Raw genomic sequence first — 14,875 nt, forward strand, 5'->3', positions numbered from 1 at the left:
GCAACGTGATCGCACCAGAGTCAGGACACCCAAGATGAACCGTTACCCCAGAGATTTCCGCGGCCATGGTGCCACGCCCGCAGATGCCGCATGGCCCAACAACGCCCGTATCGCGGTGCAATTTGTTGTGAATTACGAAGAGGGGGGCGAGAATTGCATTCTGCATGGCGATGCAGCTTCCGAAGCCTTCCTGTCAGAGATTGTCGGTGCCGCTCCATGGCCTGCCCAGCGTCATTGGAACATGGAATCGATTTACGATTACGGGGCGCGGGCCGGGTTCTGGCGGTTGCATCGGTTGTTCACTGGCGCGGGTATCCGGCCCACGGTTTACGGTGTGGCATCCGCATTGGCCCGTGCGCCTGAACAGGTTGAGGCGATGAAAGAGGCCGGTTGGGAGATTGCCAGCCACGGGTTGAAATGGATTGATTACAAGGACCACGACGCCAAGGCTGAAACGGCGGATATGGCCGAGGCGATCCGCCTGCATACCGAAGTTGTCGGCGAAGCGCCGCGTGGCTGGTATTGCGGGCGCACCTCGGTGAACACGGTGGCGCTGGCGGCAGAGACGCAGGCGTTTGATTATATCTCCGACACTTATGATGATGATCTGCCCTATTGGATGGATGCGGACGGACGCGACCAGTTGATCATCCCCTATACGCTGGATTGCAACGACATGCGGTTCGCCACACCACAGGGGTTCAATTCGGGTGATCAGTTTTTTGCCTATCTGCGCGATACCTTTGATGCGCTTTACGCCGAAGGGGTGGATGGTGCGGCCAAAATGATGTCGGTGGGATTGCATTGCCGGTTGGTCGGACGGCCCGGCAGGATACAGGCGCTAAAGCGGTTTGTGGAATATATTCAGGGGTTTGAGGGAGTCTGGACACCCCGTCGGATTGAGATCGCCGAACATTGGCGGGCGGTGCATCCCCCGGCGGTGCGGGGCCTACGCCCTTGCCAGATGGCGCGGCCCGAATTCATCGAACAGTTTGGCGGTGTCTTTGAACATTCGCCGTGGATTGCCGAGCGGGCCTTTGATTTGGAACTGGGCCCCGCACATGACTGCGCGGCGGGTCTGCATAGTGCGCTGTGCCGGATGTTCCGGTCCGCATCCCGCAGCGAACGCTTGGGCGTGCTGAATGCCCACCCTGATCTGGCGGGAAAACTTGCGGCGGCAAAACGGCTGACGGCGGAAAGCACCGCAGAACAGGCCAGTGCGGGCCTTGATGCGCTGACCGATGCAGAACGTGCACAGTTCTCGGAGATGAACGCCGCTTATGTGGCCAAACACGGCTTCCCCTTTATCATCGCGGTGAAAGATCACGATAAGGCGGGCATCCTGCGCGCCTTTGAACAGCGGATTGCCAATGAAACGCCGGTGGAATTCACCACCGCTTGCAAACAGGTCGAACGCATTGCGCGTTTGCGGCTGGAGGATATGTTTTGAGCTACGCTTTCCCCCCCGGCGGTCTGCCGGATCAATCGGTCAGCCCCGAAGGCAGCGCCGTTTTCACCCCCGCCTATGCGGTGATCCCCGCCAATACCCAACGCGATATCGTAACCAGCTTTCTACCCGGCTGGAAAGACATGCGGATGTGGGTGCTGGCCCGCCCGCTCAGCGGATTTGCCGAGACGTTTTCACAATACGCGGTAGAGCTGGCCCCGAATGGCGGTTCCGACACCCCCGAGGCCGATCCGGAATCGCAATCGGTGATCTTGGTGGCCAATGGCACGTTGACGCTGAACATTGACGGGGCAAAACATGTGATGGAGCCGGGCGGCTATGCCTATATCCCGCCGGATGCGGTTTGGACAATCTGGAACGATGGGGCGGCAAAGGCGGAGTTTCACTGGGTGCGCAAACGCTATGTCGGGGCGGAAGGTGTGGATCTGCCAGAGGCTTTTGTGACCTCCGATCAGGAAACGCCGCCCATCGTCATGCCTGATTGCGATGGTGTTTGGGCGACGACACGGTTTGTTGATCCCACCGACCTGCGTCATGACATGCACGTCAACATCGTGACCTTCCAACCTGGCGGGCGCATTCCCTTTGCCGAAACCCATGTGATGGAACATGGGCTATATGTGTTGCAAGGCACGGCGGATTATCTGCTGAACAAGGATTGGGTGCCGGTGGTGCCGGGGGATTTCATGTGGCTGCGCGCGTTCTGTCCGCAGGCCTGTATCGCCACGGGGAATGAACCGTTTCGCTATCTGCTGTATAAAGACGTGAACCGTCACATGCCCCTATGAGCCGCGAGATCAAGGTGGTGCCGCTGAGTGCTGCGGCTTTTGCCCCGTTCGGGGATGTGCTGGACGCTTCTGGCACGCCGGACAAGATGATCAATGCAGGGCTGTGTGGGCGGCACCATGACCGTGCAGCGCTGGATTTCGGTCCCGATGGGCGTGCGGGCATTAGCATTTTCAACGCTGAGCCGCGCAGCCTGCCCTATGAGTTGACGCTGCTGGAACGCCATCCAGAAGGCTCGCAAGCCTTTTTGCCGATGACCGAAAACCCGTTTCTGGTGATCGTTGCACCCGATGAAAACGGCACGCCCGGCAGGCCGCGCGCCTTTATGACCGCACCGCATCAAGGGGTTAATTTTCATCGCGGGGTCTGGCATGGCGTCCTGACCCCCCTGTCTGCCCCCGGATTGTTTACTGTGGTGGACCGGATTGGAAAGACTGCCAATCTGGAAGAGGTTTCGCTTGCCCCATCCTATGTTGTCGTCCCATAACTTTCGTAGCCTAAAAAATAGGCACTAAAAAAGACAGAAAACAGGGACAGAACTTATGACAAATCTAGCGACGGGTGCCTATAGCGACCCGAACCAGACGCCACCCTTGGCGCAGGCGATTCCGCTTGGGGTGCAGCATGTCTTGGCGATGTTCGCCTCTAACGTGACGCCTTCGATTATTGTGGCGGGGGCTGCTGGGCTTGCCTTTGGCAGTGCGGAACAGGTGTATCTGATCCAGATGGCGATGCTTTTTGCTGGCGTTGCGACCCTGTTCCAGACTGTTGGCATTGGCCCCATCGGAGCGCGCCTGCCAATCATGCAGGGCACCAGCTTTGCCTTTGTGGGGGTATTGGCCGGGATTGCTGCGGTGCAGGGTCTGGGTGTGGCGCTGACCGCCTGTATCATCGGCGGGGTGATCCACTTCTGTCTCGGTGCGGTGATTGGCAAGCTGCGCTGGCTGTTCCCGCCGCTGATCACCGGTTTGGTGATCCTTGCCATCGGCCTCTACCTGATCCCGGTTGCCATCAAATATGCCGCTGGTGGTGCCGCACCGTTCCAGATGGAAGCGGAAAGCTTCGGCTCCCTGATGCATTGGACCGTGGCGCTAAGCGTGGTGGTCGTGGCCCTTGTGCTCAAGTTCTTTACCAAAGGCACCACCAGCAGTGCCGCCATCCTGATTGGCCTGATCGTGGGCTATCTGATCGCGCTGGCCTTTGGCATGGTCAGCTTTGCACCGGTGGCCAAGGCCAGCTGGATCACCGGCATCACGCCTTTCCCCTATGGTTTTGAATTCTCGCTAGGGGCGGTGATCGCGGTCACATTGGTTTCGATTGTTTCCGCAATCGAAACAGTTGGCGATACCTCGGCCACCACCAAAGCCGGTGCAGGTCGTGAGGCGACCAGCGAAGAAATCGCCGGTGCCACCTATGCGGATGGTCTGGGCACGGCGGTTGCCGGTGTCTTTGGCGGGCTGCCCAATACATCGTTCAGCCAGAATGTCGGCATCGTTGGCATGACCGGCATCATGTCGCGCCATGTGGTGACCATTGGCGCGATTGTTCTGATCCTCTGCGGGCTGGTGCCAAAAATCGGCGCGGTCATCGCCTCAATGCCCCTGCCTGTCTTGGGCGGTGGCGTGATTGTGATGTTCGGCATGGTGGCGGCCGCAGGGATGAACATGCTGTCCGAAGTCGAGATGAACCGCCGCAATATGGTGATCATCGCGGTATCACTGGCGGCGGGTCTGGGTCTGAACCTTGTGCCGACGGCGGTGCAGTACCTGCCCGGTGTGGTCAAGATTCTGGCGACCTCGGCGGTGGCACCAACTGCAATTGTGGCGATCTTTCTGAACCTTGTCCTGCCACAGGAAACCTGATCCAATCGGGACCGCGCCGGTATCTGCCCGCGCGGTCCTATCTCTTTTTGGCCTTAAATACTGCTGCGCCACAGCACCTACATACGCCCCACCCAAGAAAGCACACCCATGTACGACCTTGCTGCCATCTCTACCTGGATCGAATTCGCTGTCCGCTGGGTGCATGTCATTGTGGGCATTGCATGGATCGGATCGTCATTCTATTTTATCGCGCTGGACCTTGGGCTGCACCGTGACCGCAACCTGAAAAGCGGCGCGGACGGCGAGGAATGGCAGGTCCACGGCGGCGGGTTTTATCACGTTCAGAAATATCTTGTTGCGCCCGCACAGATGCCCGACGATCTGGTCTGGTTCAAATGGGAAAGCTATTCCACATGGCTTTCCGGCTTTGCCCTGCTGATCCTGGTCTATTACTTCGGTGCGGAATTTTACCTTGTCGATCCCGCCGTGGCAGACATTGGCATCCCCACCGCCATCTTGATCTCGCTGGCCTCACTGGCCTTTGGTTGGCTGGCCTATGACTTTATCTGCAAAAGCAAATTCGGCGATGACAACACCCGCCTGATGATCGGGCTTTATGTGATCCTTGTTGCCATGGCCTATTTCTATACTTCCGTTTTCTCGGGCCGGGCGGCGCTGTTGCACCTTGGGGCCTTCACCGCGACGATCATGTCGGGCAACGTGTTTTTCACCATCATGCCGAACCAGCGCATTGTGGTGGCAGACCTGCAAGCGGGGCGTACACCGGATGCGAAATACGGCAAGATCGCCAAGCAGCGCAGCACCCATAACAACTATCTGACGCTGCCAGTGATCTTCATGATGTTGTCGAACCACTATCCGCTGGCTTTCGCCTCTGAGGCGAATTGGATTATCGCGTCGCTGGTGTTTCTGATGGGTGTCACGATCCGCCATTACTTCAACACGATCCACATGCGCAAAGGGGATCCGATCTGGACGTGGCTGGTGACCGCGATCCTGTTTGTCGTGATCATGTGGCTGTCGACTGCGCCGATGTTCCGCGCGGATGAGCCAGAGGAGGCACAGGGTGCGGCGCTGCGGTTTGCGCAGGCTGAAGGGTTTGAGACGGTGCAGAATATCGTCACTGGCCGTTGTTCCATGTGCCATGCGGCAGAGCCTGTCTGGGACGGGATGCACTGGCCGCCCAAGGGCGTGCGGCTGGAAACGGAGCATCAGATTGCCATGGCAGCCAAGCAGATTTACCTGCAAGCCGGGCTGACCCATGCCATGCCGCCCGCGAACCTGAGCTACATGCAGGAGAGCGAGAGGGCGCAGATTGTGGCTTGGTACAAGGCGGCGACCTCGGACTAGGCGGGCATCCTCTTGCCGCGTGGTTAGGTGGGTTTCTTGTCGATCAAGCGGTCCGAATCGGGTTCAGTCTGCGCCGCGCTCATGCTAGGTTTTGCGGCATGTCCCAGCCAAACCCCAACATAAGCGACACACAGCCGGTCATCCGTCAGTTGGACGATTCTGCGATCAACCGGATTGCGGCGGGCGAAGTGGTCGAACGACCTGCCTCTGCGGTGAAGGAACTGGTGGAAAACGCGGTCGACGCCGGTGCCAAGCGGATCACCGTTGAATATGCTGATGGCGGCAAGACGCTGATCCGCGTGACTGATGACGGCTGTGGCATTGCGCCGAATGATCTGCCACTGGCCTTGTCGCGCCATGCCACCTCTAAAATCGACGGGTCCGACCTGTTGAATATCCATACTTTCGGGTTTCGTGGCGAGGCTTTACCATCACTGGGCGCTGTTGGCCGCTTGACCATCACCAGCCGCGCGGCGGGTCATGAGGGCGCGGAAATCACGGTGAATGGCGGACAGACCGGTGCGGTCAAACCTGCCGCGCTGAATGGCGGTACTGTGGTGACCCTGCGGGATCTGTTTTACGCCACGCCCGCGCGGCTGAAATTCCTGCGCACCGACCGGGCAGAGGCGCAGGCAATTGGCGATGTTGTCAAACGGCTGGCCATGGCGGACCCGTTTGTCAGCTTTACCCTGCGCGATGTCTCGGGTGGTGGCGAGGGGCGCAATGTGTTTCGTGTCGGGGCAGAACAGGGTGATCTGTTTGACGCCCTGCATGGCCGGTTGGCGCAGGTGCTGGGGCGCGAATTTGCCGATAATGCCTTGCAGATTGATGCCGAACGTGAGGGGCTGCACCTGACTGGATTTGCGGCACTGCCGACCTATTCACGTGGGTCAGCGGTGGCGCAATATCTGTTCGTCAACGGGCGGCCTGTGCGCGACAAGCTGTTGGTCGGGGCGCTGCGTGGGGCCTATTTCGATTTCCTGTCACGCGACCGTCATCCGGCGGCGGCGCTGTTTATCGACTGTGATCCGACACTGGTGGATGTGAACGTGCATCCCGCCAAATCCGAAGTGCGGTTTCGCGATCCGGGTCTGGCACGGGGCCTGATCGTATCGGCGCTGCGTCATGCTTTGGCCAATGCGGGGCATCGGGCCTCGACCACGGTGGCGGGGGCGACCCTGGGCGCGATGACACCGGAACCGACACAGGCGCGGGTCTATCAGATGGACCGCCCGTCACTGGGCGCACGCACCGCCGCTTATGAGGCACAGGCACCGGGGTTTGCGGAAACCGCAGGTGTCTGGGGGCGGGTCGAAACGCCGGCAGAAGAGGTTGTGCAAACGGCGGATGAGGATTTCCCACTGGGCACCGCACGCGGGCAGGTGCATGAAAACTATATCATCGCGCAGACCGCTAATGGCATGGTTATTGTTGATCAACATGCCGCCCATGAACGTCTGGTTTATGAGAAACTGAAACGCCAGATGGCAGAGAACGGCGTGGCCGCACAGGCCCTGCTGATCCCCGAAATTGTGGAACTCTCTGCGGGTGATTGTGAACGTCTGCTAGACCTGACGGTTGAAATGTACCGTTTTGGTCTGGGCATCGAAGCCTTTGGCGGCAGCGCCATTGCGGTGCGCGAAACGCCGGCGATTCTGGGCGAGGTAAACGCGCGCGCCCTGCTGCTGGATATTCTGGACGAACTGGCGGATCAGAACGACAGCAACCTGTTGCAGGCCAAGATCGAAGCGATCCTAAGCCGGATTGCCTGTCACGGTTCGATCCGGTCGGGCCGGCGGATGCGGGGCGAAGAGATGAACGCGCTGCTGCGCGAGATGGAAGCAACACCGCATTCTGGGCAGTGCAACCATGGCCGCCCCACGTATGTAGAACTCAAACTGGCCGATATTGAGCGGCTTTTCGGGAGAACTTGAATGGCTCTATTGAGGACTTGGAAAGAAGGCAAACGCGGTGAAATTGTCGATGCTGTTGCTAGGGTCCATAGATATCCCGATGCAAAGGCCAAATTAGTATTTGAAATTGATTACAATCTTGCATGTCAAATCGTCAATAGTGTCGTTGGGCCTGACGCCGAAAGACTAGTTCAGATTTCGATTGTCGACCAAGGTGGGAACGCGGTTCCAATCGATGTTCGGGCCGATACATTTGACGCTGCCGGAACATCGATTGTATCGAAGCCTAATCAACCCGGGGTCTGTGTCCTTTCGAAAATGCGCTGGCGGACATGATCCAGATTAACGGACAAACCTACCAATGGGATGATCCCCTAGTGATTGCCGCCCTTATCGCGGGGGCGGTGGTGCTGTTGATCCTTGTCCTGTTGATTGTCGCGGTGCGTGCGGCGGGCCGATCGGCGCGGATGGCGGCCCCGTTGGGGCAGCAAATTCAGGGGCTTGGCGGGTACGTACAGCAATTGGGGGCGGCGCAGGAGCGGCTTCAGGGGGGATTGCAGACCGTGTCGGATACGCAGGCAAATGCACAGGCCCAGTTGATCCAGAGCATGGAGGCGCGGTTGGCTCATGTGCAACAGAACATGCAGGACCGGCTGGCGGATAATGCCGCGAAATCGGCGCGGGCACTGGCCGAAATGCAGGAGCGGGTGAACGAAACCCTGCATGGCAGTTCCAAACAGACCACCACCAGCCTGACCCAATTGCAGGAACGGCTGGCCTCGATTGACAAAGCGCAGGACAATATCACCAAGCTTTCCGGTGACGTGCTGTCCTTGCAGGACATCCTGAGCAACAAACAGACACGCGGCAGTTTCGGGGAAATCCAGCTGCATGATATCGTGTCCAAGGCGCTGCCGACGGATGCCTATTCGATGCAATCGACGCTTTCCAATGGCAAGCGGCCCGACTGTCTGATCCATCTGCCCAACCCGCCGGGACCGATTGTGATCGACAGTAAATTCCCGCTGGAGGCTTATGAGGCCCTGCGTCGCGCCACCACGGATTACGAGGTGAAGGAAGCCGCACGGGCGATGCGGGTGGCGGTGAAAACCCATATCGACGCGATTGCGGCCAAATACATCATCGAAGGGGAAACCGCAGACGGGGCGTTGATGTTCCTGCCGTCCGAGGCGGTCTATGCCGAGCTGCACGCAAACTTTGGCGAGATCACGCGCTACGGTTTTGAAAAACGTGTCTGGATCGTGTCGCCGACCACCTGCATGGCGACATTGAACACCATGCGGGCGATCCTGAAAGACGCGCGGATGCGTGAACAGGCCGGGGCGATCCGCAAGGAGCTGGGGCTGTTGAACAGCGATGTTGAACGTCTGGTAACACGGGTGGGCAATCTGGACCGGCATTTCGGGCAGGCGCGTAAAGACGTTGATGAAATCCTGATCAGTTCAGAGAAAGCGGCGAAACGTTCCGGGCGGCTGCATAACTTTGATTTTGAAGAGCTGGCGGAAGATAAGCCAGCCAGCAGCGTTGTGCCTTTGTTAAAGCCCGATACTTAAGTCTCGTTGCCTCCGCCTGGTAGGGGCGTGACAAAGGCGGCCTTTGTCTGGTGCCGCCCACGGTCCTTAAGCAAAGCTTAACTACATGCAGCTTAGCAAAAATTACATGCAACTCTTTTCCTTCTGGCATCGTGGTTCCAACGCACTAGATGCAACGCAACGACAGACCGCTGACGCGCCAGAACAGGATTTTTCCTTTTATGCCATTTGACAAACAAGCTTCTCCTCAATTGCCCACTCCCGGGCACCGTTCCATCGCCGTTATCGGCGCTGGCATCTCCGGTATGGGGGCTGCACATCGCTTGACCGCCTCGCATAATGTTACCCTGTTTGAAAGCGGTGCGCGGCTGGGTGGGCATGCGCGTACGGTGGTGGCGGGTAAAAATGGCGATCAACCGGTGGATACCGGGTTTATCGTGTTCAACTATGCGAATTATCCGCGTCTGGCGGCCCTGTTTAATGAGTTGGACGTGCCGGTGATCAAATCCGACATGAGCTTTGGCGCGTCAATTGACGGCGGGCGGATGGAATATGCGCTGCATTCTGTGGATGCGATATTTGCCCAGCGGCGCAATGCTGTGAACCCTGCATTTTTGCGCATGGTGCGCGACATTGTGAAGTTTAACAAAAACGCGGTGCGGGTTGCGCGGGATCAATCGCTGACGATTGCGGAGTTCATCAAGGTGTTGGGGCTGGGCCGGTATTTCCGCGATTATTATCTGGCACCCCTGTCCGGCGCGATCTGGTCAACACCGACACAGAAAATCATGGATTTCCCGGCGCATGCCATGGTCAGTTTCCTGAACAATCACGCGCTGCTTGACTATTCAGGCCAGCATCAATGGTACACGGTGCAGGGCGGTTCGACACAATATGTGCAGCGGCTTGAGGCGGCGATGGTTGCGAAAGGTGTTGATATTCGTCTGAACGCCGCCGTGCAGGGGGTGCGCCGCAGCGATGCGGGTGTCGAGGTGAAAACATGGGGCGGCGAATGGGAGCGTTTCGACGAGGTGGTCTTTGCCACCCATTCCGACGACAGTCTTGCCATGCTGACAGACGCGGATGGCACCGAACAAAAGGCACTGGGCGCGGTGAAATACCAGCCCAACGATGTTGTCCTGCATGCGGATGCCAGCATCATGCCCAAGCGGCGCAAAACCTGGGCCTCCTGGGTCTATACCGAGGACAGGAAGGCGCAGTCGGACCGGATTGATCTGACCTATTGGATGAACTCCCTGCAACCGATCCCCGAAAATGACCCGCATTTTGTGACGCTGAACACCAAACGCGCCATCCGCGAGGAATTGATCTATGATCAGGTCACCCTGCGCCATCCGGTTTATGATCTGGGTGCCTTGGCGGCGCAAAAGGAAGTGGCGGCCTTTAACGGCACACGTGGCACATGGTTCTGCGGTGCGTGGATGGGCCACGGGTTTCACGAGGACGGGTTGAAGTCGGCGATGACGGTTGTTGAGGCCATTGAACGGCGGGCGGCCCTGCCGATTGCGGCGGAATGACAAAAACCGTTGATCATATCGCGGGGCAGACGTTTCACGGGCGCAAGGGTGCCGTGAAAAACGCCTTTCGGTATTCGATCGACTATGTGCTCTGCGACGCAGAGGCCGAAGTGCAGACGCCTGCGCTGTTCGGGCGTAACAGGGTCGGATTGGCCTCATTGCAGGACGCAGATCACGGCGGTGCCCCGAAACAGGGAACCGGGGCCAAGTGGGTCCGGCAAGTGTTGCAGGAACATCAGATTACTGGTGTTGAACAGATCGAGATCCTGGCGCAGCCGCGCATTCTGGGCCATGTGTTTAACCCGGTCAGTTTCTGGCTTTGCCGCAACAGCCACGGCGGGTTGATCACCGTGATTGCGGAGGTGTCCAATACCTATGGCGACCGGCATTGCTACCTTTGCGCCCACCCGGATCAGCGGGCGATTAACGCGACCGACCAGATCAGCGCGACCAAGATTTTTCACGTCTCGCCGTTTCAGCCGGTTGCGGGTAGCTATACGTTTCGCTTTGATATCACCGATGAAAAGCTGGGCATCTGGATTGACTACACGGCAGGTCAGGGCGGTTTGATCGCGACGCTGACGGGCAAGCGGCAAAAGCTCAGCAGCTTTGGTATTCTCAAAGCGATGGTTCGCCGACCTTTCGGATCACGCCGCGTTCTGGCGTTGATCCATTGGCAGGCGGCCAAGCTGTGGTGGAAAGGTGCGGGGTTTCGCAACCGGCCTGAACCGCCTTCTTCAGACGTGAGCCGATGAGGGCAGGGGCACCGCGGAACTTGTCTGCCTATGCGCTGTTTGCTGCGTTGCTGTCAGCGGCGGGGTTGCCGATTTATATTCATGCGCCCAAGTTCTATGTTGATGAATACGGGGTGTCGCTGGCCGCACTTGGGGCGGTTTTGTTCGGGCTGCGTTTGCTGGATGTTGTGCAGGACCCGCTGTTGGGCAAACTGGCGGAAAAGCTGCGCCACAGGCGGGGTGTGGCAGTTGGCATTGGCGCGGGGGTGATGGCCACCGCGATGATTGGATTATTCGCGATTGCGCCGCCCGTCCGTCCGATCCTGTGGTTCGGGGCGATGCTGATAATGGTATTTTCAGCCTTCAGTTTCCTGACCATCTGTTTTTACGCCCAAGGGGTCGCCAAGGCGGATGGCTTGGGGGCAACTGGGCATCTGGCTCTGGCCCGCTGGCGCGAGACAGGAGCGCTTTTGGGGGTCTGCGTCGCGTCGGTCACGCCGGTGGCGTTGGGCGCTGTGATGGGTGCGCCCTTTGCGGGGTTCGCGGTGGGGTTTGCGGTTCTGGCAGGGCTGTCGGTGTTTGCCATGCGGGGCGAATGGCACAGCACAGGCGTGGCGGCGTCGACCGGGTTTGGCCCCGTGCTGGCAGACCCGATTGCGCGAAAATTGCTGTTGATCGCGCTGGTCAATGCGGCCCCTGTTGCGGTCAGCTCAACCTTGTTTTTGTTCTATGTCGAGATCGCGCTGGAGGCCCCCGGTTGGGAAGGGGCGCTGTTGCTGTTGTTCTTTCTGTCCGCTGCGGGTGCGGCCCCGCTTTGGGGAAGGCTGGCAGAGCGGTTTGGCCCGAAACCTGTGTTGCTTTGCGCCATGGTACTGGGGATATTTGCCTTTGGCGGCGCGGTCCTGCTGGGGCCGGGGGATGTGCCGCTTTTCGCGCTGGTCTGTGTGGCCTCGGGGGCGGTGCTGGGCGCGGACCTGACCCTGCTGCCAGCGATGTTTGCGGCGCGGCTGGCGAAAATATCCCCTTCTGCGGCGGAAGGGTTCGGGCTTTGGGCCTTTGTGTCAAAATTCACATTGGCATTTGCAGCTGTCGCCCTACTTCCTGCATTGGAACGCGCAGGGCTGCAAAGCGGTGGACAGGCCAACCCGCCGGATGCGGTGCGGCTTTTGGTGATGTTTTATGCGGCGGTGCCCTGTGTCTTGAAACTGGCCGCAATTGCCCTGCTGGCAACAGTGCGCGACAGTGAACAGGAATGATGGCGGCAGGGATGCGGCCAAAGGGGGAATGATGAAAGAGTGGCAAGGCAAACGCTATTGGTTGGTTGGGGCCAGTGATGGGCTGGGCGCGGCATTGGCGCAAAAGCTGAACCGGGCAGGGGCGGAGGTGATCCTGTCGGCACGGTCCGAGGATAAATTGGCGGATTTGGTCGCTGCATTGCCGGGCAAGGCCAGTTATCAAACGATGGACGTGGCCGACAACGAAAGCGTGAAAGCGGCCGCTGCTGCGGTGGGCACGGTGGATGGTGTGGTCTATCTGGCCGGTGTCTATTGGCCGTTCGGTGCCAAGGAATGGGACGCGGATCAGGCGGTGGCGATGGCCGATATCAACTTTACCGGCTTGATGCGGGTGATGGGGCAGGTGGTGCCGGCGATGGTGGCGCGGGACGCGGGACATATTGTAATCACCTCCAGCCTGACGGGTTTTCGCGGCCTGCCCGGATCAGTCGGGTATACGGCGTCCAAGGCAGGCACAATGTCGCTGGCGGAATCGATGTATGCGGATCTGCGCAAAACCGGTGTTCAGGTTCAGGTGGTGAATCCCGGATTTATCAAAACACAGCTGACGGCCAAGAACGATTTCAAAATGCCGTTCCTGATGGAAGCGGATGAAGCGGCGGGCGAAGTGTTCGAACATATGAACACGGAGAGCTTCAAGAAAAGCTTTCCGTGGCTGTTTTCATTGCTGTTTCGCGGTAGCCAATTCCTGCCCGACTGGCTGTACTACCGCATTTTTAGCTAACCGAGCGCGGCCATATGGGTGGCAAAGGTGGCCCGCGCCCGTGCCCAAACGCCGTCCTGGTCCCCGTCCAGTTGTGACAGGGTAGGCAGCAGCTGACCGGCGAAGTCTTGTGAGCTTTCCAGCGGCAACATCGACGGCAGATTGTCGATGGCCATCACATCCATCACCGGATCTTCATGCACCCGCAAGGCAGGGGCGGTCCAGGTGGTGGCGCGGTCATAGACTGGCACGGGGTTGTAATCGCTGTCGGGATCGCAGGCGATATCACCGATGACGCTAAGGTTGCGCGGCGCGGTTAATGCGGATTTTGGCACAAACACGGGGGTTTGCGGACCGGCAAGGATGCAATTGAGAAAGATGTCATGGGACAGGATCTCCGGGAAAGGGCCGCCATGGGCGGTTTCCTTCATGTCCCAGCCGGTGACAGGGGCACTCATCGCCTTGCACAGATCCGCAGCACCGGTACCCACACGGCCCAAGGCCCCGATGATCAGGGCGGTTGGGGCATTGCCCGCCGCCTGCATGTCGCGGGCCAGATCGGTTTTCAGCGCCTCAGCATTGGCGTAGGGGGTGACGGGGGCGCAAATCGCGCCGCGCTGTTGGGCGGCCCATGATTTCAGGGCAACAGCCGCGCCTGCAAATCCGGCCCAATAGCCAAAGGCGGCGACGCGTCGGCCCGTGTCATTGGTCAGATATTCCAGATCCAGCAGGGTGCCGCCGCCCGCCTGAAACCGGCGCAGCAGGATCTGGCCGGAAATCTGCCCCTTGAAAGCATGGCCGAACATGGTGTGGGTATGGCGCAGCGGTGTGCCATCCTCGGGCAGTTCCTTGAGGCCAAAGATGATCGCATCTTCCGGCGCATCCGGCCATGAATGCATCGCCGCAATGGCGCAGCCTGTAGCGACATAATCGGCGGTTTCAATGGCACGTGTGCCGCAAGCCTCTACCGTGACGGTGATCCCCTGCGCCATCAGGGTGCTGACACCTTCGGGCGTGATGCCGACGCGTGTTTCATTCTCGCGCTGCTCGGCGCGGACCCACAGATGTGTCACAGGATACCTTTCACGCGCACGGCTTTAACGCTGTCGCGGGTTTCCATCCGGGACAGGAAGGCGGTGATTTTCGGGAAGTCGGAGAGAGATACGCCGTCACCCTTAAGCCAGTTGCAGACAACAAAAAGATAAGGGTCGGCAAGTGTCAGAGCCTTGCCAGTCGTGAAGTCACCGCGCAGACATTCGGTTTCGACGTATTCCGCGCAGGCGGTCATGGTTTCGGGGACTTTGGCTGTCATGTCATCAAAGCTGGATTGCTGATCTGCCCAGCGGCTGCCACGCATCTTATGGGCGTGGGCCACATGCATGGTTGAGGCGAGGTAATACATCACGCTGCGCATATGGGCCGCGTCTTCGGCATCCTGCGGGACCAATGCTGCGTCCGGTTGCACGGTGGCGATGTAATCCAGCAAGGCACCGGTTTCGGTCAGGATCGTGCCTTTGGCGGTGACAAGGGCGGGCACACGGCCCTTGGGGTTCAGCGCAAGGTAGTCGGGTTTGGTTTGCGCACCCGTGGCGAAATCAACCTTGATCGGGTCATAGGCCAGCCCCGCCTCTTCCAATGTGATGGCCACGGCAACAGCGATGGTGCCGGTGGCGTAATAGAGTTTCAACATG

General features: G+C 59.2%; 13 protein-coding genes. 11 read left to right on the forward strand and 2 right to left on the reverse strand.

All coding sequences use genetic code 11. The annotated features are described in order from the left end of the window. The first annotated feature begins 34 nt into the window (after nt 1–34). The 11 genes from puuE to QQL78_RS17520 all read left to right on the forward strand — a co-directional run bounded on the left by puuE (nt 35) and on the right by QQL78_RS17520 (nt 13,205). Entirely contained in the window at nt 35–1,450 is a 1,416-nt protein-coding gene (gene puuE, locus QQL78_RS17470; RefSeq protein WP_284375275.1) for an allantoinase PuuE, read from the forward strand. After that, the gene (locus QQL78_RS17475; protein WP_284375277.1) at nt 1,447–2,256 is read left to right on the forward strand and encodes a bifunctional allantoicase/(S)-ureidoglycine aminohydrolase; all 810 of its coding nucleotides are present in this window, start codon (nt 1,447–1,449) and stop codon (nt 2,254–2,256) included. The genes puuE and QQL78_RS17475 overlap by 4 nt, the downstream gene beginning before the upstream one ends. Then, nucleotides 2,253–2,741, forward strand: coding sequence for an ureidoglycolate lyase (locus tag QQL78_RS17480; RefSeq protein ID WP_284375279.1), 489 nt, complete (start codon nt 2,253–2,255; stop codon nt 2,739–2,741). Before QQL78_RS17475 ends, QQL78_RS17480 begins: the two co-directional genes overlap by 4 nt. A 55-nt stretch (nt 2,742–2,796) precedes the next feature. Further along, nucleotides 2,797–4,116: a uracil-xanthine permease family protein gene (locus tag QQL78_RS17485; RefSeq protein ID WP_284375281.1), complete on the forward strand. Its 1,320-nt coding sequence runs from the start codon at nt 2,797–2,799 to the stop codon at nt 4,114–4,116. 108 nt (nt 4,117–4,224) lie between these two features. Continuing rightward, nucleotides 4,225–5,448, forward strand: a complete 1,224-nt coding sequence (locus QQL78_RS17490) for a urate hydroxylase PuuD (RefSeq protein WP_284375282.1) — start codon at nt 4,225–4,227, stop codon at nt 5,446–5,448. Between the two features lie 98 nt (nt 5,449–5,546). Beyond that, the gene (gene mutL, locus QQL78_RS17495; RefSeq protein WP_284375284.1) at nt 5,547–7,382 is read left to right on the forward strand and encodes a DNA mismatch repair endonuclease MutL; all 1,836 of its coding nucleotides are present in this window, start codon (nt 5,547–5,549) and stop codon (nt 7,380–7,382) included. Between the two features lie 311 nt (nt 7,383–7,693). Further along, a complete protein-coding gene (locus tag QQL78_RS17500; RefSeq protein WP_284375286.1) occupies nt 7,694–8,935 on the forward strand; it encodes a DNA recombination protein RmuC in 1,242 nt (413 codons plus the stop codon). Between the two features lie 200 nt (nt 8,936–9,135). Continuing rightward, complete coding sequence (locus QQL78_RS17505; RefSeq protein WP_284375288.1) at nt 9,136–10,452, forward strand: NAD(P)/FAD-dependent oxidoreductase; 1,317 nt, start codon at nt 9,136–9,138, stop codon at nt 10,450–10,452. Then, nucleotides 10,449–11,207, forward strand: coding sequence for a DUF1365 domain-containing protein (locus tag QQL78_RS17510; protein WP_284375289.1), 759 nt, complete (start codon nt 10,449–10,451; stop codon nt 11,205–11,207). Before QQL78_RS17505 ends, QQL78_RS17510 begins: the two co-directional genes overlap by 4 nt. Continuing rightward, a complete protein-coding gene (locus QQL78_RS17515; RefSeq protein WP_284375290.1) occupies nt 11,204–12,442 on the forward strand; it encodes an MFS transporter in 1,239 nt (412 codons plus the stop codon). Before QQL78_RS17510 ends, QQL78_RS17515 begins: the two co-directional genes overlap by 4 nt. Before the next feature lie 31 nt (nt 12,443–12,473). Next, complete coding sequence (locus tag QQL78_RS17520) at nt 12,474–13,205, forward strand: SDR family NAD(P)-dependent oxidoreductase (protein WP_284375292.1); 732 nt, start codon at nt 12,474–12,476, stop codon at nt 13,203–13,205. On the opposite strand, the gene QQL78_RS17525 is transcribed toward QQL78_RS17520, so the two are convergent. Beyond that, nucleotides 13,202–14,257 (reverse strand): saccharopine dehydrogenase, encoded by a 1,056-nt coding sequence (locus QQL78_RS17525; RefSeq protein WP_284375293.1) that lies wholly within the window; start codon nt 14,255–14,257, stop codon nt 13,202–13,204. The genes QQL78_RS17520 and QQL78_RS17525 overlap by 4 nt on opposite strands. Continuing rightward, nucleotides 14,254–14,874: a glutathione S-transferase family protein gene (locus QQL78_RS17530; protein ID WP_284375295.1), complete on the reverse strand. Its 621-nt coding sequence runs from the start codon at nt 14,872–14,874 to the stop codon at nt 14,254–14,256. Before QQL78_RS17530 ends, QQL78_RS17525 begins: the two co-directional genes overlap by 4 nt. Between the last annotated feature and the right edge of the window lies 1 nt (nt 14,875).

Source organism: Sulfitobacter pacificus, assembly GCF_030159975.1.
GTDB classification, from domain to species: domain Bacteria; phylum Pseudomonadota; class Alphaproteobacteria; order Rhodobacterales; family Rhodobacteraceae; genus Sulfitobacter; species Sulfitobacter pacificus.

Coding starts and splice junctions, on each gene's coding strand:
- puuE (WP_284375275.1), top strand. CDS start 35: ATGAACCGTTACCCCAGAGATTTCCGCGGCCATGGTGCCACGCCCGCA.
- QQL78_RS17480 (WP_284375279.1), top strand. CDS start 2,253: ATGAGCCGCGAGATCAAGGTGGTGCCGCTGAGTGCTGCGGCTTTTGCC.
- QQL78_RS17485 (WP_284375281.1), top strand. CDS start 2,797: ATGACAAATCTAGCGACGGGTGCCTATAGCGACCCGAACCAGACGCCA.
- QQL78_RS17490 (WP_284375282.1), top strand. CDS start 4,225: ATGTACGACCTTGCTGCCATCTCTACCTGGATCGAATTCGCTGTCCGC.
- mutL (WP_284375284.1), top strand. CDS start 5,547: ATGTCCCAGCCAAACCCCAACATAAGCGACACACAGCCGGTCATCCGT.
- QQL78_RS17500 (WP_284375286.1), top strand. CDS start 7,694: ATGATCCAGATTAACGGACAAACCTACCAATGGGATGATCCCCTAGTG.
- QQL78_RS17505 (WP_284375288.1), top strand. CDS start 9,136: ATGCCATTTGACAAACAAGCTTCTCCTCAATTGCCCACTCCCGGGCAC.
- QQL78_RS17510 (WP_284375289.1), top strand. CDS start 10,449: ATGACAAAAACCGTTGATCATATCGCGGGGCAGACGTTTCACGGGCGC.
- QQL78_RS17515 (WP_284375290.1), top strand. CDS start 11,204: ATGAGGGCAGGGGCACCGCGGAACTTGTCTGCCTATGCGCTGTTTGCT.
- QQL78_RS17520 (WP_284375292.1), top strand. CDS start 12,474: ATGAAAGAGTGGCAAGGCAAACGCTATTGGTTGGTTGGGGCCAGTGAT.
- QQL78_RS17530 (WP_284375295.1), bottom strand. CDS start 14,874: ATGTTGAAACTCTATTACGCCACCGGCACCATCGCTGTTGCCGTGGCC.